This window comes from Flagellimonas alvinocaridis (assembly GCF_004916895.1).
GTDB classification, from domain to species: domain Bacteria; phylum Bacteroidota; class Bacteroidia; order Flavobacteriales; family Flavobacteriaceae; genus Flagellimonas; species Flagellimonas alvinocaridis.
Genome location: NZ_SNTZ01000001.1, coordinates 928,877 through 949,064, shown reverse-complemented (window position 1 = coordinate 949,064; position 20,188 = coordinate 928,877). Strand labels below are relative to the sequence as shown.

Below are 20,188 nucleotides of genomic sequence, written 5' to 3'. Positions count from 1 at the left end.
TGTTACATATAAAGATCCTTTACCAAGCAAAGGCTAATAGTTCTATAATATTCCGAAAGTTTTTGGCAAAAAAAAGCCATGGAAAGAACCATGGCTTTTTAAATGGTCAACTGTAATTAATCTGCCAATAAACTTTCGGAATAATAACAGGTCTTGTTTTCCTGGAGAATGGCCAACCCCTCTTGCCTTGTGCTCATAGGGTCGATTTTAACTTGTTCGCCATTGGGCATATACACAATATAGAACCCTTCCTCGAAAGAGGATAACTTTATAATCTCTCCATTTGGGCGAACGGCGTTCCAAGATTTTTCATCGGGCTTGTACACCAAATCGATTTTCTTGCCTTGTTTGGGTCCTGCGACCACACTCACCTGCACTCGGTTCTTTGTGGCCACCATTTTAAAGGTGTTACCATCATGTTCCACCATTTGGGTCTCGGATTCCCCTTCCTTCATGGCAATAGGGTTAGATCCGGACCAAAACTCGATCACATTGAAGATTATAGCATCCCCGAGGAGGAACAATTCATACACGGGAACAATCCACAACCCCCAAAAAATCAAGTTATCTACAAATTTACTGTCGGTTGCCCCTTGGTTCCAGTCCTTCAAATTATTGAACGCCTTGAACGACCCCAAACAGCTTGAAAACAAGATGGTAGACGACAATAACAAACAGCTAATGACTTTTTTCATGATAAATGGGTTTATAGTTAATGTACTTAAAGCTACAAAAAGTATTTCAACCCATCTTGGGGTTCTGTGTTCAACATCAGAACATTATCACATATCCAGCCATTTCTTAAAATTGGTGGTGCGCTCCCGTGAAACGATTACCTGCTCTTCTTCCTTTGGAAGAAGTTTCAACAACAAACGGCTGTTAAAATAGCTATGGATTTCCACCACGGCCTTTACTGAGACCATGAACTTGCGGTTGATCCTGAAAAAGTGAATAGGGTTTAGGATATTCTCCAATTGGTCTATGGTGTATTCAATGGGATAAGATTGGCCCAAATGCGTATACAGGCATATCAACCCTTCATGGGATTTAAAATAGGCGATGTCCTCCACGTTGAAAGAACGGAATTGGTTCCCCACCTTTACCATGAACCTATGTTTGTATTCCTTATGGAAAAGTTGTTTCAGATGCTCCAGATTTTCTGTGGTGGTATGTCCGTTACGGGTAACATTTTTCTTGAATTTTTCCAGCGCCGTCTTCAAGTCTCCCTTCACTATCGGTTTTAACAGATAATCTACCCCATTGTACTTAAATCCACGAATGGCAAATTCATTATAGGCCGTTGTAAATATTACGGGAGGATGGTCCTCAATGGCATCCAAGATGTCAAAACCATACCCATCATTGAGTTGGATGTCCAAAAACACCAAATCGGGAAGTTGGTTTTTCTGGAACCAATCGGCACCACTCTCCACAGAATTGAGTCCGGCCACAATCTCAATTTCTGGGGCCAATTCCCCAACCATCTGCGCCAAACGCTTTAGGGCAAATTCTTCGTCCTCAACAATGACCGCCTTCATTTTTAGGATATGGCTTTTAGGTTCATTTCCGTTATTTTTTTATCCAGAAGTGGAATAATGACCTCAAAATGGCCATCCTCCTCACGTATCAACACTTCCTTGTTGGTATAGTACGAATAACGCTTTTTGATGTTTTCCAGACCAAGTTTGGTATTTTCCTCTTTGGTATCACGCTTTCTAAGGGTATTCTTGATGGCCAAAGCGCTGTTCCCAATCGTGGACAGCGAAATCTGCAAGGGTTTTTCCTTGGAATACCAATTGTGCTTCAGGGCATTTTCTATTAACATTTGCAAGGTCAAGGTAGGAATCCGATAGAGTTCCGGAGCAACCTTGATGTCCATTTTAACCGAAATCGCATCCTTGTGCCGTACCTCCATCATAAAGATATAGGCATCCAAAAAATTGAGCTCTTTTTGCAAACTTACCAAATCCTCTTCCTTGTTATCCAAAATATAACGGTAACTAGAGGCCAACCGGGTTACAAAGTCCGAGGCCAAATCCCGGTCCTCATACATCAAGGACGTCAACGTATTTAAACTGTTGAACAAAAAATGGGGGCTAATTTGACTTCGCAAGGAGGAATACTTGGAAGCGATCATTTCTCTTTTCAGATTTTCCATCTGTTCCTGCATTTCTTCCTTCTGCTTCATGGAAAAATAAAAAAGGTTGATGAACACTACGGTAGATCCTATCAATCCAGCTCTAAAAAAGTCGCCCCAAAATTCAATGATGTAAGGTTGTTCACAGTGAATGTCCAACACTTCTCTTAAGGGGAAAAGGGCCAAATAGTAAATCAAGGCACTCAAGGGTAGCAACAATGCCATGGTCTTCAAATAGATACCGATACTATTCCTTAGATTGAGTTCTCCTTTTCTCAGTTCTTTATAGATCAACCGATCATTGAACTCCCAGGTTATCATAAAAAATAGGAAGGTGGTCCAATAATAGAACTGGCTCGTGGACGTAAAAAAGGTATGCAGCTCACCCTCTTCATGCTCCATGGTGACTTTGATGGTAAAGAAAACCACGTTGACCACCATCCAACGGAACAGAAATTTTTTTAACCCTTTCTTTTTGAGCATCCCAAAAACCATTTGTTAAAGATACGCAAGGTCTTAACAATCACTGCAAACCTTAAAACCCAACTGTCAAATAACAGATTGAACCGTAGGCAATCCCTTCTTATCTGAAATTCATCACAAAAAAAGCGGCTTTGGCATCCCAGAATCTTTGATGAACGGTACAACGGCCTAAAGTACGGTTCACCATTCCTCGAATTCTTGATTTCAACACCTTGAGGCATCTTCGGTGAAAATCAAATAACGCCAGTCATGAAAAAAATCATTCTCGCCCTATTCTTTTTGTATGGATTTTCAATGTTTTCCCAAACAGGGACCATCAAAGGCATCGTTTTGGACAAACAATCTGAAAATCCCATGGAAGGAGCTACGATTGAATTGTTGCAGATGCAAATGGCCACCGGGACCATCACTGACCTTGATGGTCGATTTTCTTTGGAAAATGTGCCTGTGGGTCGCCAAACCTTACGGATAAGCTATATCGGTTTTGAAAGCACCACGGTTTCCAATGTGGAAGTAACCACAGGAAAAGATGTTTTTATTACCGTTACATTACTGGAATCTTTTAACCAATTGGAAGAAGTGGTCCTGACCAATACCGATGCCAAAAACAAATCCGTGAACAAATTGGCCACGGTTTCCGCCAGACAATTTGGGGTGGAGGAGGTCACCCGATTTTCCGGTGGGCGAAGCGACGTAGGGCGATTGGCCGCCAACTTTGCCGGCGTTTCCGCACCCGATGATAGCAGGAACGACATTGTTATCCGGGGGAACTCGCCCACAGGGTTGCTCTGGCGTTTGGAGGGAGTGCCCATTCCCAGCCCCAATCACTATTCCACCAGCGGGACCACCGGAGGGCCTGTATCGGCTTTAAACCCCAATCTCCTTAAAAACTCCGATTTCATCACTTCGGCTTTTCCTGCTGAATATGGGAATGCAATTGGTGGGGTGTTCGACCTTGGGTTCAGAAAAGGGAATGCCGATGATTATGAATACACCCTCCAAACCGGAATCTTCACTGGGGTGGAGGCCATGGCAGAAGGCCCCTTGGGCAAAAATAAAGGGTCGTTCCTGATTGCTGCACGATACTCATTGGTAAGTCTTTTGGGGATTGGCGCCGGGGGAACCTCAGCCACTCCCAATTATAATGATGTTTCCTTTAACATTGATTTTGGCCGCGTAAATTCCGGTACTCTTTCAGCCTTTGGCATCTTCGGAACCTCAGATATTGAGTTTTTGGGAAACGATATAGACCCAGATGATCTTTTCGCCGCAGAAGATGAAAACTCCTATGTGGACTCAAGATTTGGTGTTTTGGGTTTAAAGTACAATCTCAGCCTAAGTCAAAACTCTTTTTTACGAACCATTGCATCGGTGTCCTATTCGGGAAATGAGTTCACGGCAGACCGTTTCATCGAAATGGGCACTCCCCAAGAGCGATTGATACGCTATACCGACGTAGATGATTCGGAAACCCGTTTTACCATGTCATCATTGTTCAATACCAAACTCAACAATAGGCTTACCTTTAGGACCGGCCTTCTTGTTGAGGCGTTCAATGTACAGAGTCTGCTCCTAGATCGCACCGAACAGGCAGACAACAATGCTGATGGAGATCCAGATTTGGTTACCTTTAGGGACATTGATGAAAATATAGCCCTTTGGCAACCTTATGTTCAAGGACAGTTTAGAGTCACTGAAAAGCTTACCTTCAATGCCGGTCTACATGCCCAATACAGTTCCCTCAACAGTCAATGGGTATGGGAACCACGAGCCGCCATCAACTATTCCCCCTTTCACAACCATATCTTCAACTTGGGATATGGGCTACACCATCAATCCGTTTCGCTACCGCTTCTGTTCCTGAACGAAAATGTGAACGGAGAAATGCTACAGACCAATAAAAGCCTTGATTTTGTCCAAAGTAACCATTATGTATTGGGATATGATGCACGTTTGGCCGACAGTTGGAGAGCTAAGGTGGAAATTTATTATCAAGATATTGACAAGGCAGGGGTAGAACCTTTTCCTTCCAGTTATTCTACGCTTACCGAAGGAGCCGATTTTGGTTTTGACAACGATAGGGTTTCCTTGGTCAACGAAGGTACAGGTCATAACCAAGGGGTTGAGCTTACTTTGGAGAAATTTTTCAGTAGGGGATATTATGGTTTGTTGACGGGTTCTTTCTTTGAAAGCAAATACAAAGGAAGTGATGGTGTTGAACGAAACACCCCTTTCAACAATGGGCATGTGGTCAACCTTCTGGCAGGAAAAGAATTTAAGGCAGGCCCATCTGGTAAGAATATCTGGTTTGTGGATACACGACTTACCACCTCAGGGGGCAGATACTACACCCCTGTCGACTTGGAGGCTTCGCAACAAGCTGGTTTTGAAATTCTACGGGAAGACTTGGCCTATAGCCAACAGTACGATGCTTATTTTAGATGGGATGTGAAATTTGGCCTCAAAATAAACAGTAGGAACAAAAAACGTTCGCACCAATTTTATGTAGACTTGCAAAACGTGACCGCCAATGAGAACATTTTTGTGGAACGCTACAATCGATTAACCAATAATATAGACCGCGTGGACCAAATTGGGTTCTTTCCAGACTTTGGATACAAATTTCAATTCTAGGGGGAATTCAATTTTCCTTCACTCATAAATGAGTACCTTGTTTCCCAATTCAAACTGAACGGAACATGGCCCAAAATTGGTATGAGATTAAAAATGTGGATACGGTTGATTCCCCATCTATTGCCTTGTATGTAGATCATCTGGAATACAACATCAAAGAAATGCTTTCCTTGGTCGGTGGGGATGCTACCCGTTTGATGCCCCACATCAAGACCAATAAAATGCCCAAGGTCATGAAGCGTTTATTGGATGCCGGCATTTCCAATTTTAAAGGTTCTACCATTGCGGAAGCGGAAATTGCCGCAGAGGCGGGTGCCGATTTTGTGCTGATCGCCCATCAATTGGTAGGGCCCAAAGTGGCCCGTTTTCTTGAATTGACCTCCCATTTTCCTACTACCCGTTTTGCCACGCTGATTGATGCTGTGCCTACGGCCAAATTGTTGAATGAAAAGGCGAAGGTCAAAGGTTTGAGCATTCCCGTTTATATTGACATCAATAATGGGATGAATCGCTCCGGAATCAAAATAGGAGAAGAGCTCGATACCTTGATAGCCTTTTTGGATGAATGCAAATGCCTACACTTTGAAGGGTTCCATGTGTACGACGGGCATCTTCGCGACCCTGAGTTTTCCGAAAGGAATCAAAAAATTGAACAGGGGCTGGAGTCTGTAACCGACTACTTCGATACCTTAAAGAATTCACATCCAAATCTAAGAATGATTTGCGGGGGAACTCCCTCCTTTACTTCGCACCGCATGCAAGAATACAGAATCACCAGTCCCGGCACCTGCGTATTGTGGGATTGGGGATATGGTGAAAAATTAACGGAGCAAAACTTTAAGCACGCGGCCCTCGTGGTGACCCGTGTTATCTCCAAACCCACCGAAGGTATTGTTACCGTGGATATGGGGCATAAATCCGTTGCCGCGGAAAACCCCATAGACAAGCGGATACAATTCCTCAATCTTGAGGATTACGAACTGCTTTCACAAAGTGAGGAGCACGGTGTGATCAAGGTAGCGGATTGGGATGCCCTAAACATCGGTGATGTACTTTACGGCATCCCCTACCACATTTGTCCTACGATCAACCTCCACGATGAAGTTTCCGTGATTGAAAACAACGAAAAAATTGACACTTGGGAGATTACCGCTCGAAAACGAAAACTTACCATTTGAATTTTATTCCAAGTCCAAAGCTTTGTTCAAATCGTAAAAATAGAAGTCCTTTTGATCGTTCATTGCAGCAAAAAGACCATTGGGGAAAGTATCGTTCAAGGGAACTGTGACCACATCGCAGCCATCAGTTTCAGTGGTTGACAAGTTTACCGCTTTGATGAAGGAGTTGTCTTCCCGGGAAAAGATATTGAATTGTCCGCGTTGCTGGTCAGATACAATAATATACACTTCCCCGTTGGGGTACCTTGCAATGGCAATTCCCTCGATATCTTCCAAAAAGTGTTCTCCACCAAAGCAGGCCAATTCCTCATTGCCCATACTAGGTTCTGCGTAATATTTTTTAATGCATTCACCTTCATCGGAATAATATACATAACCCATTTCGTTGTCCACGGCAATGGCCTCAATTTCCTTTCCTCCCGTAAAGCTTCCGAACTTGCGCACCAAATGGGCTGAAACTCCTGAGCTATCCGATTCCAATTTATATTGGTACAAATACGAACCGCTTGGTCCTATCTTTCTGCCGACAATGGCATATACGGATGAATCTTTTGGTGATTTGTACAAACTGATGCCCATGGCCAAACGTTGTTCCACCTCAGTCTCATCTTCAAAAACGGGAAACCCACCACCATCCAGCGGCTTCATATCCGGTACGGAAAACAATCTTATTTGTTGTTTTTCTCTTTCTGTGAAAGCAATTATGTCCACGGCAACGGAATCATTCAATTGAAAGCCATATTCCACATCCACATTGTTGGGTCTTTGGATATTTTTGATGGACTTTTCCTCAATGATCTTTCCATTGAGGTCAAAGGCATAAACGCCTCCATTGGTCTCCTTATCGGTTCCGAAAACAATACTTTTTGAGGCATCTTCCGGATTGATCCAAATGGCAGGATCATCCGTGTCATTTGGTGTCTTTTCAGTAATAATGTCCGGTGCTATGGCTGGAAGCTTACTCCCTTTTTTACAGGAGACCATGCCTAGCACCAATATAAAAGGGATATAGATTTTTTTCATAAAAATAGTTTTAAAAAGGGTTCGTCAGTTGGAGTACCTGCCCAAATAGGGCAGGCACTCGGCATGACATTGTTCAAAATACTAGCTGCTGAATTACTTTTTGAACAAATCGTACTTCAACCCGAAAGTGAAACGGATATCATAGAACTCCGCTTGCTGCGTACGGTCCTTTACACTTTGGAAATAACGCAGGGGTTGATTGGTGATGTTGTTTACATCGGTATAGATCCTTAGGTTTTTATTGATGGCATAGCTGGCATTGAAATCCAAGAAAAACTGGGTATCATAATACCTGTCCTCAAAAGCATTTCCCCCAATTTCATCCACATACGAATCCGAAAAATTAGCGGACAATCTGGCGCTAAAACGTTTATCGGCATACCCTAATGAACCGTTGAACATGTTCGGAGCGGTGTTGGGTAAATCCAAATCGGTACGTTCGTCCCCATCTTCGTTACGGATACCATCAGCACTTGAGGTCAAGTAGGTATAGTTTAAATAAATGCTGAAATTACGTGCAAACCCGGGCAAGAAATCCAATTGTCTCTGGAAAGATACCTCAGCTCCAAAAATGGATGCAGAATCCCCGTTCAAGGGTTGGAAAATATCGTACCCTGTGGTTCCAGCACCAAAGGTATCATCCTCAGATTCCGTAATGAAAGTGTATATAAAGTCATTTATCCTTTTATAAAAAAGCCCGCCCGAAATAATTCCAACGCTCTGAAAATAATGCTCGGCATTCAAATCAAAGTTCATAGACGTTGTGGGATCCAACTCTGGATTTCCAACAATGACTTCTGCATCTTCGTTCACAATTTCGGCCCTTGGGATCAAATCAACATAGTTGGGTCTAGCCAAGGTATTGGTCCATGCAAACCTTAGAATGGTATTATTGGTTACATCATATTTAAAATGAACGCCCGGTAACACATTGGTATAGGTGTTTTCATCCGAAACCTTTTCCACTTCAATGCCCTCTTCAATACCGGCATCCTCATCTTCCTCAATGTAGATGACCCGGTTACCATCAGATTCCAATTTGGTACTCTCTACCCTAACACCGGCCAACACGCTCAATTTATCGGAAAGTCTTTGGTTCATCATGGCATAGGCCCCAAACACATTTTCCTTCACTTTAAAATTGCCCGGCAAAAATTCATCGGGAACGGCTTCACCATTGGAACTGTTCAGGTTTAAAGAGCCTATCCATTCCGCACTGGCAAAGTTACCTGCCTGGTATTTTTCACCTGCCAAATACTCTGGATCGGTATAATCTTTAGTGGGGACATCCAACAAGGTTGGAAAGTCGTCCTCCAAATCGTATTCAAAGAAATCATTGTTTCTTTCCTTGGTCTTGAACCTACCCCTTGCACCAAACTTCATAGATCCATCCCCTTGGCCAAAAATATTGGCGGGCAATTCAAAATTGACAAAGAAGTTCATGTCTTCTTCTTCGGTATATTGATTTTCGTTGGTGATCTCACCAAACTCAAAGTTGCCCAAATCGTTAAAATCGGAAGCATTGGCAGCAGTCATGATAGGATATCTAGGGTTGCTGTTATCGTTGTTCACGATATATTCGGATTCGTACTCCGCGTAACGCTCGTTCAAACGTTCTTCTGAAGCCTTGGCATAAGACCCCATCCAATCCATCTTCAAAGATCCCAACAAATGGTTACCTCCAAGGGTATAATTTTGCATCCGCTGATCCTCCAAACGTCTGTTCTTGTTACGCCCACCGGCAACACCACCTTTGGTCTGTCTTTTGATTTCTGCAGGGAAACGGGTAAGCCTTCCACTGGAAACCGTGAAATCCCCAACTTCAATATCCTCTCCATCCAAGATTTCCTGCTCCAATCGGAAACGGTTCTCACGATCATCCCTCCAGTTGTACATAGTTTTCAAGAAAATATTGTTTCCTGAGTTGATTTGAAAATCAAAATTGGCAGCAAAACTCCTTCTCACCCGTTGTACCAAATAAGTGCGCTGCTCGGTTACATTGGTGTAGGGATCTACATCCACTTCCTCCAAAATGGGCTCTCCTTCTTCATCTTCTTCCCCGGTGTTGTATTCAAACTCATCCGTCCATTCAGCTTCAATGTCATCTGAACCAAAATCATTGTCGTTGATGGTGGCAGAAAACATGTACCCGAATTTTCCGTTGTTGGTACGGTCTCCCACCAAGATAGACCCGTTCCAAATTCTTTTATCGGTAATAAAGTTGACTCCCGATCCCGCCGTGGCCGAAACCCGAAATCCTTGGGGTGCAGTACGGGTAACCAAGTTCACGGAACTTCCCAAGGCATCGGCATCCATATCTGGGGTAACGGCCTTGTTCACCTCAATAGTCTGAATCATATCCGAAGGGATCAAGTCCATTTGAATGTTTCGGTTATCTGCTTCCGCGGAAGGAATCCGGCTACCATTCAAGGTCACGGAGTTTAGTTGGGGCGACAGACCTCGAACAATAATGTTACGGGCCTCCCCTTGGTCCACCTGCATGGTGATTCCAGGAATCCGTTTAACGGCATCTCCAATATTGGCATCTGGGAATTTTCCAATTTGGTCCGTGGAGACCACATTGGTTATGTTTAAATTGGTTTTTTGGGTATTCAGGGCTTTCGCCTGCCCACTAAGTCCATAGGCACTTACCTGAACTTCATCCAATTTCACATTGGAAGGATTGAGGACAATACTCACCGCGGTAGTTTGTCCGTTGGAAACAGTAACTTCCTGCTCCACATCGGCATAGCCCAAGTAAGAAATATTCAGGGTATAGGTCCCCGCTGCGATTCCCACCAAGGTAAATCTTCCGTCAAAGTCGGTGATAGCTCCCTTGGACAGGGATTCAATATATACATTCGCCCCAGGAACGTAAATGCCGTTCTCATCGGTAATGGTTCCTTGTATATTGCCTGTTTGTGCTTGGGCGTTTAGGAGACCAAGCATCAAAAAAAGCGTTACAAAAAGTAGTTTTTTCAAGTTCATTGATTTCATTTTGGTTTACGTTAGTATGCATTCCAAAACTATGTATATCAACCCATTAAGATTTAAATTAAAGGGAAACAAAAAGGAAACAAATCCCTAAAACTGCGGAAACAAGAAGGCAACAATTACATTTTTTTTACATGGGGCTAACCTTTTCTAAAAAGTGGCGAAAAAAAGTGGTCAAAGCTCTATCATAAAGTTTACCAGTTCTTCTTTTTGGTCTATGGGGAGTTTCTTCCGAAGACGATGGCGAGCCACTCGAACACTATCGGGGGTAACCCGTAAGATGGATGCAATTTCCTTGGAGGTCAGGTTTAACCTCAACAACATCCCCAGCCGTAGCTCCGCTGGCGAAAGGTTGTCTTCGGACATAGTGGAGAGTTTCTTGATAAACTCTGGGTGAATTTCCTTAAAAAAATTCATGAACTCATCCCACTCGTGCTCCTGCTGCAGATTAAAATCGATTTCTTTGACCAAGCTTTTTATTTTTTCCGAAGTGTCCATATTTCTTCGAGATGCAATGTTTCGAAGGGTATTGGACAAATCGAGCAAGATTTTATTTTTCTGGGAAAGATGGAGGCTGTATCGGGATAGTGAAGCTGTTTTGAGCTGCACCTCATTTTGAAGGTTCTTTTCCTCAATGGCTTTTTTGTCCAGTTCCGCCTTGAGCATGCGCTGTTTGTATTCCTGTATCTTGATCTTGGCCTTTCGCTTTCTTCCCAAATAATTATACAAAATGGTTAGGATAGCGGCTATGGCGAACAGCGCCACCCAAAGTAAGTTTTGATTGGCGGCATTTACCTTGTTCTGTTCCTTTAACAACTGTATTTCGGCTTCTTTTTTATTGGTCTCGTAAATGGTCTGCAACACATTGAGCTGATTGGTATTCTGGGCCGTGAGCATAGCACTGTTGAACCTTTCTGATTGTATCAGTTCCGCATGGGCCTTTTCAAAATTTCCCATGAGGGCATAGGTCTTGGAAAGGTCTTTATGGGCACCTTCCAACTGATGTAGGTCGTTGAGTTTTTGAGCAATCTCCAACGCCTTTTTGGTATGTGTCAATGCCGAATCATAGTCCCCAGTTTTCCGAAAGGAATCTCCCAGATTATTGAGTACGTTTACCTCTTCTATGGTTTCAGAATCCTTTACGTACCCGTATGATTTGTTGAAGTATTGATAAGCAAGGTCAAATTGCCCTAAATCCTCATAAATGCTCCCAATATTCTCATTGGTGATGGCCACACCATGTTTATCTCCTAGGTGTTCAAACAACAACAGGCTCTCTTTTTGATAGGCCAGCGCCTTTTCATATTCTCCCTGTTTTTCATAGCAAGCCCCTAATAGGGACATGGAATTGGCCTGGCCAAAGCTATAGTTGAGCTCTAAGGAACGGTTCATGGTATCCGTAAAATGTTGCTCGGCCAGTTCAAAATTGTTTAGGGAAAGATACACTCTTCCAATGTTGTTGTTCAATTTGATATAAAGCGTATCCGAAAGATCGGTTCCCATTTGTTCCAAAGCACCATTGTATTGGTCCATTGCCTCAGAATACAATCCCAGCATATGATGATATTCGCCCAATTTTATGTGATTCTGGACAATTTCCCGAGGTTGATCGGGATGTTGTTTGGAAGCTTCCAACCTTTTTTGAAGTTCCAGAAAAGTAGCGTCAGAGGTCTGTATTGAAATATAATCGGGTTGTAACTTTTGACCCAGAACTGGGGTATGGATAAGAACTACCACCAAAACCATTATACAAAAGACACCAAAACTTGTTTTCATGGAACGTGACCCAAATTAAGAAGTGACAATAAAATCAATTACCGTCGGTCACATATCATCATTAGGTTATTAAACCATTAAAAAATGAGTTGAAGGAAGGGCAAAAAATAAGGCCCCGCTTCGCGGGGCCTTATTTTAATCGTTTAAAACGGTGTATTCTTATGCTTGAAAAGGCTCGATGGAAACAAAAGATTTTCCTCCAGTTTTCTTTTCAAACTTCACGATGCCGTCTACCTTGGCATGCAAGGTATGGTCTTTTCCGGCATAAACATTGTCACCAGGGTTGTGCTTGGTACCACGTTGTCTTACAATGATGTTACCGGCTACAGCGGCCTGACCACCAAAAATCTTAACCCCTAAGCGTTTCGATTCTGATTCTCTACCGTTTTTTGAACTACCTACACCTTTCTTGTGAGCCATGATATCTAAATTTTAGTTCTATTCTTTTATTTGCTTAACGCTTCAATCAATTCGGCTTTCTTCATGGAAGAATATCCGGTAATGTCCTTAGCTTTTGCCATATCTTTCAATTCAGCTACCGTTTTGGAGCTTAAATCCTCGGCCGCCTTTGGAGCTTCCTTTTTTGGAGCAGCTTTTTTTGCTTCTGCCTTTTTGGGTTCAGATACTGGCTTTTCCTCAGCTTTAGCCTTTGCCGGAGCAGCTTTCTTAGCTCCTTTGGCCACGATACCTTCAACAACGATCTCAGTCAAATATTGTCTGTGTCCGTTTTTCTTTTGGTATCCTTTACGTCTTTTCTTTTTGAAGACGATAACTTTATCACCCTTAAGGTGTTTTACAACTTTGGCCTCAACAGCCGCACCTTCTATGACTGGGGCGCCAATAGTAACGTTCCCTCCATCTTCCAAAAGAAGAACTTTGTCAAAAACGACTTTGTTCCCTTCTTCTTCCTGCAAACGGTGAACGTACACTTTCTGGTCTTTTGCAACTTTAAATTGCTGCCCTGCCATCTCTACAATTGCGTACATAATACGTTAGTTATAATTATTTAATGGTCTATTCGCCAAATTAGCGGGTGCAAATATACTGCTAAATCCTTAATCCACAAGTATAATTACAACCTTTTGACCCATTATTTTTTGGGATTGTTGGAAGATTTAAAGAGTTGCATAAAGGAAAGTGTTAAAACCAAGGTAGTGGCAAACCCCATTATGGCAACCGTAAAGAAAACTATTCCTTGAAAATTTTTATAGTCCTTGGCCCAAACCTTGGAAAGGTCGTCCAAAAAATGACTGTTGAGCTCGGTGGAGTAAAGTGCAAAGAAAAATGTGAACAGTAGTGAAGCTATAAAACCGGTGGTAATCCCTGCGGTAAAACCACTACCATAACTAAAACCCTTACCTTGCCGTAGTCTTGTATACTTTATGGTCTCATAAATACCAAACCCAGTGATAACACCATTAAATAGGCTATAAAACACATTGGTGTGTTTTCCCATGAGGGAGAGTATCAAAAAATATGCAATGAGAATCGCACTGGTGACAATTCCAAAACGAATAGGTAGGGTTAGATTTTTCATCTCATTATATTTTTGGATATGATGATTAATTTACTGAATGTTTACGACATATGCCACAGTTGCCTTCAAAGACTTGTGTCATATTTATCTGACTTTCAAATTTTATCCTATATTTAGCGTAACATCAATCAAAAAATCCATACTAACCTCATTGGATTTTAGCAACATAAAATAGAGCATTATGAAAAGAATTCTGCTTTCTGCACTTTTCATACTTGCCATGGGCCATTTTCTTGCTGCGCAAGAAGTCGCTTATGAAGAGTATGATCTAAACAACGGGCTTCATGTTATTCTACACCAAGATAACACAGCCCCTGTGGTGACCACTTCGGTCATGTACCATGTGGGATCCAAGGACGAGGACCCACAAAAAACTGGGTTTGCCCATTTTTTTGAGCATCTTTTGTTTGAGGGTACCCAAAACATTCCCAAGGGTGAATGGGACAAAATTGTGACTAGCAACGGTGGTCGCGGAAACGCCAACACCTTTCTGGATCGCACCTATTATTACGAGACCTTCCCATCTAACAGTTTGGAGATTGGCTTATGGTTGGAGTCTGAACGGATGATGCATCCCATTATTGGACAAGTAGGGGTAGATACCCAAAAAGAAGTGGTTCAGGAAGAAAGACGTCTTCGTGTGGACAACTCTCCTTATGGGGCATTTTTTGAACAAATGCTGAAAAATCTATACACAAAACATCCGTATCGTTGGGGTGTAATTGGTTCCTTAGATCACTTGGCCAGTGCCACTTTGGATGATTTCAAAAACTTCAACAAAACTTTTTATGTACCCAACAATGCCGTACTGGTGGTTGCCGGGGATATCGACATCAACAAAACCAAAAAATTGGTTGCTGATTATTTTGGTCCCATCCCAAGAGGGGCCGATGTCCAAAGAAAAAACATTGAGGACACTCCCATCACCAATACCATTCAGGCCACCTATCATGATCCCAATATTCAGATTCCTGCCATCTTTTTGGCGTACCGGACTCCGGGACAGGCTAAAAGGGATGCATATGTCATCAATATGATATCGACCTACCTTAGTGATGGGGAGAGCTCCAAACTCTACAAAAAATTGGTAGATGAAGAGAAAAAAGCCCTTCAAATTTTTTCTTTTCCCATTGATGCCGAAGATTACGGCGCCTACCTTGTGGGTGGCTTACCTGTTGGGGACAATACCATACAGGACATCAAGGATGGGATTGATGCCGAAATCTTGAAAATCCAAACCGATTTGATTTCAGAAAAAGACTATCAAAAACTCCAGAACAAGTTCGAGAACAATTTTGTGAGCGCCAATAGCAGTGTTCAAGGGATTGCCAATTCCTTGGCCGAAAATTACATGCTAAGGGACAACACCGACCTCATCAATACAGAAATTGATATTTACCGATCCATTACCCGGGAAGAAATTAGGGAAGTTGCCAAAAAATACCTGAAAGTAAACCAAAGGGTGGAACTTGAATATTTACCAGAACAAAAAGACGCCAATTAAGATGAAAAAGTATATCGTATTAACGATACTGTCGCTCTTTATGGCAGTATCCCACGCACAGATAGATCGCACCAAACAACCTCAAAGAGGACCTGCCCCTGAAATAAATTTGGAGGAACCTGCTCGTTTTGAACTCATGAACGGCCTCAAGGTTTTAGTGGTAGAAAATCATAAATTACCAAGGGTATCCATTCATTTGACCATAGATAATCCTCCTATTTTGGAGGGTGACAAGGCAGGGGTTGCCGATTTGACCTCTAGCCTATTGGGAAAAGGATCTAAGTCCATCTCCAAAGATGATTTTTATGAGGAGGTCGACTTTTTAGGCGCCTCGATTGATATTAACAGTCAAAGTGCTTCAGCGAGTTGCCTTTCCAAATATTTCCCAAGGATTTTGGAGCTCATGGCCGATGCTTCCTTGAACCCCAACTTTACCCAAGAGGAATTTGACAAGGAAAAAGATCGCATTATAACCGGACTTAAATCTGAAGAAAAAGATGTTTCAGCCATAGCTACACGGGTTCAATTGGCCCTTGCCTATGGTAAAAACCACCCTTTTGGAGAGATAACCAGTGAAGAGACCGTAAATAATGTGTCCTTGGTGGATGTTGAGCAATTTTACCGGAATTATTTTGTGCCTGCCAATGCTTATTTGGTGGTCATTGGCGATGTTGATTTCAACAATGTAAAGGAATTAGTGACCCAATATTTTACGCCTTGGTCCAAGGCTGTTCCGCCATCGTTCAGTTATGCGGAACCCACTGATGCCCAATACACCCAAATCAATTTTGTAGATGCCCCCAACGCCGTTCAATCCGAGGTGGCCGTGGAAAACATCACCCATTTGAAAATGAAGGATGATGATTATTTGGCCTCCCTTTTGACCAATAGAATCCTAGGCGGAGGGTCCCAGGCCAGATTGTACCAAAATTTACGGGAAGATAAAGGGTACACCTACGGATCTTACTCCGGTATCAGGGACAATAAATATAGCCCAATGCGTTTTGATGCTTATGCCCAAGTCCGTAATGCAGTGACTGATAGTTCTGTGGTCCAGATTCTGGAAGAGATTGATAAAATGATCAACAGTCCGGTGACTGAAGAGGAACTGACCAACACAAAGGCTCTTTATGCCGGAAATTTTGTCATGGCGCTCGAAAATCCGGCAACCATTGCCAACTATGCCCTCAACATAGAAACGGAAGACCTACCCTCCGATTTTTACAAAACTTATTTGGAACGCATTGAGGCCGTTACCATTTCCGACATCCAGAATGCAGCAAAAAAACATTTTTCTACCTCCAATGCCCGTATTGTGGTCACAGGAAAGGGAAGTGATGTCTTGGAAAATTTGGAAAAAGTCTCTTTCAAAGGCAAGAACATACCCGTACTGTACTATGACAAATATGCCAACAAAACTGAAAAGCCCAATTACAATGTCGCTATTCCAGATGGCGTAACCGCTAAATCGATCTTGGAAAAATATATCGAAGCCGTTGGTGGAAAGACCAAGTTGGAAAATGTGGAATCGTATGCTATGATGGCCGAGGCAGAAATGCAAGGAATGAAGCTGGAACTGGAAATGAAGAAAACCTCCAAGGATCAATTTATGCAAGATGTAAAGGTAATGGGCAATTCCATGCAGAAACAAGTTTTGGATGGTAATAAGGGCTACATGGTGGCCCAAGGCCAGCGAAAAGACCTTTCTTCAGAGGAAATTGAGAAAATAAAGGAAGAATCTGCCGCATTTCCAGAACTGAATTATCTCGCTGCAGGTAATATCACCTTGGAAGGCATTGAAACCATAGGAGACAAAAAAGCCTACAAATTAAAGGTGACCAACAAAAAAGCAGCCTTTTATGATGTGGCGTCCGGCCTTAAGATTCAAGAAGTGACCGTAGAGGAAGTACAAGGTCAAGAAATGCAGAACACTTTAGGATATGACAACTATCAGGAAGTATCTGGAATCAAATTTCCATTTAAATTGACCCAAGAAATGGGGCCACAGAACATTGAATTCATAGTGAAGGAAATCAAGGTAAATGAAGGTGTAGAAGCTTCAGATTTTAAATAACCCCATCACAAACAGATAAAAAAAAGGAGCTTTAATAGCTCCTTTTTTGGTTATTTTAGCATGCAAAATATTCTACTATGAGAACATTCCTTTTAATAATATGCCTAGCTATCCTTACCATTTCCTGCAAAGAAGAGAAAAAAGCTCCCGAAGGACCAACCCAAATGGAACAGGTTATGGCAGTTCATGATGAAGTAATGCCCAAAATGGGCACCTTGGGCAAGTTGGTTGGTGAGCTCAAAGAAAAAGTGGACACCACTGAAGTAGGCCAACAATATGAAAAAGCCATGAAAGATCTTCAAAAGGCCAATAGAGCTATGATGAACTGGATGAAAAATTTCGGAGACCGATTTGATTCCGACGAAATCTTGTATGGGAAGGAGCTTTCAGAGCAAAAACAACAATGGCTCAACGAAGAGGAGGAAAAAGTAAACGCCCTGAAGGAGCAAATTAACGGGAGTATAGAAAGAGCCGAAGCGCTTTTATCCAAAGAATGATCATTCTTTCCACTTAAGGCTCTCCATGATTCTACGGATGTCGTTCTGTAGATACATGGCCGCAGGCAAAATGGAATCATAATTGGGCTTGGCATAAAAGTACAATGACCCTGTTATAAAATGATTTGTGCTATCGGTCACATAAAACTGGGATTGGGATGCAGCATTCCCACTTACTTCATAGAACATCCCGTAAACTTTTGCCTCAGCATTTATATATTCCTTGGGTGCAATGTTATCTGCCTTGACAACATGCTCATAGGTTAATTTTTGGGCATCTATGAGCAGTTCCCGAATGTTACCGTCCACTGGTTTATAGGTAAGATAGATGGACCCCTTCATCATTGGATAATCCAAAACCAAGGAGCAATCTTTATTCTCTTTTATGATGGAAAGTGTGTTTTGGTCAAAGGTATAAATGCAATCGGAGTCTGACAGCTTATAACTTCCCTGGGGATACTCCAACCGAAGCATGGCTTTGGGTCTGGGCAAAACATCTTCCTTACAGCCCATAAATACAAGTCCAACACAAAAAAATATAAAATGGCTAAGCTTCATGGGGCAGGGTAACTTTAATGCGTTTCAATCTTTTTTTGTCCAAACTCTCTACAATAAATTGATAGTCTTTGAAGAATATTTTCTCGCCTCTTTTGGGGAAGCCTCCTGAAATTTCCAGAACAAACCCAGCTATGGTCTCGGACTCCCCTTTCTTGGCCTCAAATTCCTCTTCGTCCCCAATCTTGGTTACACGGTAGAAGTCCTTAAGTGCGGTTTTCCCATCAAATACATAATTGCGTTCATCCAGTTTAGAAAAAATAAGGTCTTCATCATCAAACTCGTCACTAATATCCCCAACTATTTCCTCGATAATGTCTTCTAGGGTAACAATCCCGGAAGTACCCCCATATTCGTCGACCACAACCGCCAAGTGGTTCTTTTTTTCTTGGAACTCCAACAATAGGTCGTCCAGTTTTTTATTCTCGGGCACAAAATAAGGTTCACGGATCAAGGACATCCAACTAAAACTTTTTCGGTCGATATAGGGCAAAAGGTCCTTCACATACAGAACACCCAGTACATTGTCCATATTTTCAGAGAACACCGGCACCCTTGAGTAACCGTTCTTTTTGATTTCCTCGATAACTTCAGGAAACTTCATTTTCTCGTTCAGGGCAAAAATATCGATTCGGGGACGCATGACCTGCTTTGTGTCTGTGTTACCAAAAGTTACAATGCCTTCCAATATTTTCTGCTCCTCTTTGGTGGTATCCCCTTCTGAAGCCAACTCCAATGCTTGTGACAAATGGTTAATACTGAGGTTGGATTTTTGCTTCCCCAATTTTTCCTCAAGAAATAGGGTGCTTGATCGCATTGGCGCACTTAAAGGAGTAAACAGAACACTTAAAATTTTTAAGGGAACAGCCATAAAGTATGAGAACTGAACCCTATTGCGATTGGCATAGATTTTTGGCAAGATTTCCCCGAACATTAAGATAAGAAAGGTCGCCACCACCACTTCCAACAAGAATCGCAAGGTACCGTCTATTCCAGAAAAAATGGTTTCCCCAATTGAACTGAACAGTAAAACTATGCCAATGTTTATGGCGTTATTGGCAATCAAAATAGTAGCCAAAAGTTTCTTGGGTCTGTCCAACAATTGTACGATCATGTTACCTCTGGAACTGTCTTTTTCCTGCATTTCGTTTACATCGGTCTGGGACAGGCCAAAAAGAGCCACCTCAGCAGCCGAAATCATGGCAGATCCGCCCAACAGGAAAAAAAGCACAATAACTTTTATGGTAAAAATACCATTAAAGGCAGTGAAGAAAAATACCAAACAAGGGGGTTCGGGATCCAAATTGAATTGCTTTAACTTATATGTTTAGAATGGCAGGTCATCCTCTTCCTCGGTCTCATCCATGGGTGCCACAGGGCCAGAAACTTTAGATGCCTCCTGACTTGGAGAAGTTTCCTGCATCTGCTGTACATTGGCCATGCTCTCTTTCTTTGTGGTCAGGAAGGTAAAATCCTGCACATGTACCTCGGTAGTATATCTGGTATTTCCATCTTCTCCTTGCCATTGTCTGTTTTTGAGTCTACCCTCAACATATACCTTATCGCCTTTGCTCAAATATTTTTCACAGATTTCGGCAGCCTTGTTCCGTACCACAACATTATGCCAATCCGTATTGGTGACCTTTTCTCCAGTTTGTCTATTGGTATAGGTTTCATTGGTGGCCAAAGGGAAGCGGGCAATGCAATTCCCACCTTCAAAATAGTGGATTTTCACTTCGTCTCCCAAATGCCCGATCAGCATTACTTTGTTCAATGTTCCGCTCATAACTCTTTAA

Annotated in this window: 17 protein-coding genes; 5 read left to right on the top strand and 12 right to left on the bottom strand. The window is 42.3% G+C overall.

Annotated features, from left to right (window positions below; genetic code table 11):
* Window positions 1–116: 116 nt before the first annotated feature.
* The 3 genes from EZV76_RS04285 to EZV76_RS04275 form a co-directional block, all read right to left on the bottom strand.
* The gene (locus tag EZV76_RS04285) at window positions 117–695 is read right to left on the bottom strand and encodes a DUF3332 domain-containing protein (protein ID WP_136565328.1); all 579 of its coding nucleotides are present in this window, start codon (window positions 693–695) and stop codon (window positions 117–119) included.
* A gap of 87 nt (window positions 696–782) precedes the next feature.
* Window positions 783–1,538: a LytR/AlgR family response regulator transcription factor gene (locus tag EZV76_RS04280; protein ID WP_136565327.1), complete on the bottom strand. Its 756-nt coding sequence runs from the start codon at window positions 1,536–1,538 to the stop codon at window positions 783–785.
* Window positions 1,539–1,540: 2 nt separating this feature from the next.
* Complete coding sequence (locus tag EZV76_RS04275) at window positions 1,541–2,620, bottom strand: sensor histidine kinase (RefSeq protein WP_161594384.1); 1,080 nt, start codon at window positions 2,618–2,620, stop codon at window positions 1,541–1,543.
* 249 nt (window positions 2,621–2,869) lie between these two features.
* On the opposite strand from EZV76_RS04275, the gene EZV76_RS04270 reads away from it, so the two are divergent.
* Window positions 2,870–5,254, top strand: a complete 2,385-nt coding sequence (locus EZV76_RS04270) for a TonB-dependent receptor (protein ID WP_136565325.1) — start codon at window positions 2,870–2,872, stop codon at window positions 5,252–5,254.
* 65 nt (window positions 5,255–5,319) lie between these two features.
* Window positions 5,320–6,432, top strand: a complete 1,113-nt coding sequence (locus EZV76_RS04265) for an alanine racemase (protein ID WP_136565324.1) — start codon at window positions 5,320–5,322, stop codon at window positions 6,430–6,432.
* Window positions 6,433–6,435: 3 nt separating this feature from the next.
* Here EZV76_RS04265 and EZV76_RS04260 read toward each other — a convergent pair whose 3' ends face one another.
* The 6 genes from EZV76_RS04260 to EZV76_RS04235 all read right to left on the bottom strand — a co-directional run bounded on the left by EZV76_RS04260 (window position 6,436) and on the right by EZV76_RS04235 (window position 13,762).
* Window positions 6,436–7,455 (bottom strand): phytase, encoded by a 1,020-nt coding sequence (locus tag EZV76_RS04260; protein WP_136565323.1) that lies wholly within the window; start codon window positions 7,453–7,455, stop codon window positions 6,436–6,438.
* 93 nt (window positions 7,456–7,548) lie between these two features.
* On the bottom strand, window positions 7,549–10,452 hold the full coding sequence (locus tag EZV76_RS04255; protein ID WP_136565322.1) for a TonB-dependent receptor: 2,904 nt from the start codon (window positions 10,450–10,452) through the stop codon (window positions 7,549–7,551).
* A gap of 171 nt (window positions 10,453–10,623) precedes the next feature.
* Window positions 10,624–12,225, bottom strand: coding sequence for a tetratricopeptide repeat protein (locus EZV76_RS04250; protein WP_136565321.1), 1,602 nt, complete (start codon window positions 12,223–12,225; stop codon window positions 10,624–10,626).
* Window positions 12,226–12,384: 159 nt separating this feature from the next.
* Complete coding sequence (gene rpmA / locus EZV76_RS04245; RefSeq protein WP_090291918.1) at window positions 12,385–12,645, bottom strand: 50S ribosomal protein L27; 261 nt, start codon at window positions 12,643–12,645, stop codon at window positions 12,385–12,387.
* Between the two features lie 26 nt (window positions 12,646–12,671).
* On the bottom strand, window positions 12,672–13,211 hold the full coding sequence (gene rplU, locus EZV76_RS04240) for a 50S ribosomal protein L21 (RefSeq protein ID WP_136565320.1): 540 nt from the start codon (window positions 13,209–13,211) through the stop codon (window positions 12,672–12,674).
* Between the two features lie 104 nt (window positions 13,212–13,315).
* A complete protein-coding gene (locus EZV76_RS04235; protein WP_136565319.1) occupies window positions 13,316–13,762 on the bottom strand; it encodes a DUF4199 domain-containing protein in 447 nt (148 codons plus the stop codon).
* Between the two features lie 181 nt (window positions 13,763–13,943).
* Here EZV76_RS04235 and EZV76_RS04230 point away from each other — a divergent pair, with 181 nt between their 5' ends.
* The 3 genes from EZV76_RS04230 (at window position 13,944) to EZV76_RS04220 (ending at window position 17,837) form a co-directional block, all read left to right on the top strand.
* Window positions 13,944–15,266 carry a M16 family metallopeptidase gene (locus EZV76_RS04230; RefSeq protein WP_136565318.1) on the top strand — a complete coding sequence of 441 codons (1,323 nt, stop codon included), beginning with the start codon at window positions 13,944–13,946 and terminating at the stop codon, window positions 15,264–15,266.
* 1 nt (window position 15,267) lies between these two features.
* Window positions 15,268–17,340: a M16 family metallopeptidase gene (locus EZV76_RS04225; RefSeq protein ID WP_136565317.1), complete on the top strand. Its 2,073-nt coding sequence runs from the start codon at window positions 15,268–15,270 to the stop codon at window positions 17,338–17,340.
* 77 nt (window positions 17,341–17,417) lie between these two features.
* Entirely contained in the window at window positions 17,418–17,837 is a 420-nt protein-coding gene (locus EZV76_RS04220; RefSeq protein ID WP_136565316.1) for a hypothetical protein, read from the top strand.
* On the opposite strand, the gene gldD is transcribed toward EZV76_RS04220, so the two are convergent.
* The 3 genes from gldD to EZV76_RS04205 are packed head-to-tail and all read right to left on the bottom strand — an operon-like array spanning window position 17,838 to window position 20,178.
* Window positions 17,838–18,395: a gliding motility lipoprotein GldD gene (gene gldD / locus EZV76_RS04215; protein WP_136565315.1), complete on the bottom strand. Its 558-nt coding sequence runs from the start codon at window positions 18,393–18,395 to the stop codon at window positions 17,838–17,840.
* Window positions 18,385–19,695: a gliding motility-associated protein GldE gene (locus EZV76_RS04210; RefSeq protein ID WP_136565314.1), complete on the bottom strand. Its 1,311-nt coding sequence runs from the start codon at window positions 19,693–19,695 to the stop codon at window positions 18,385–18,387. Before EZV76_RS04210 ends, gldD begins: the two co-directional genes overlap by 11 nt.
* Window positions 19,696–19,719: 24 nt before the next feature.
* Window positions 19,720–20,178: a single-stranded DNA-binding protein gene (locus tag EZV76_RS04205; RefSeq protein WP_136565313.1), complete on the bottom strand. Its 459-nt coding sequence runs from the start codon at window positions 20,176–20,178 to the stop codon at window positions 19,720–19,722.
* Window positions 20,179–20,188: the final 10 nt, after the last annotated feature.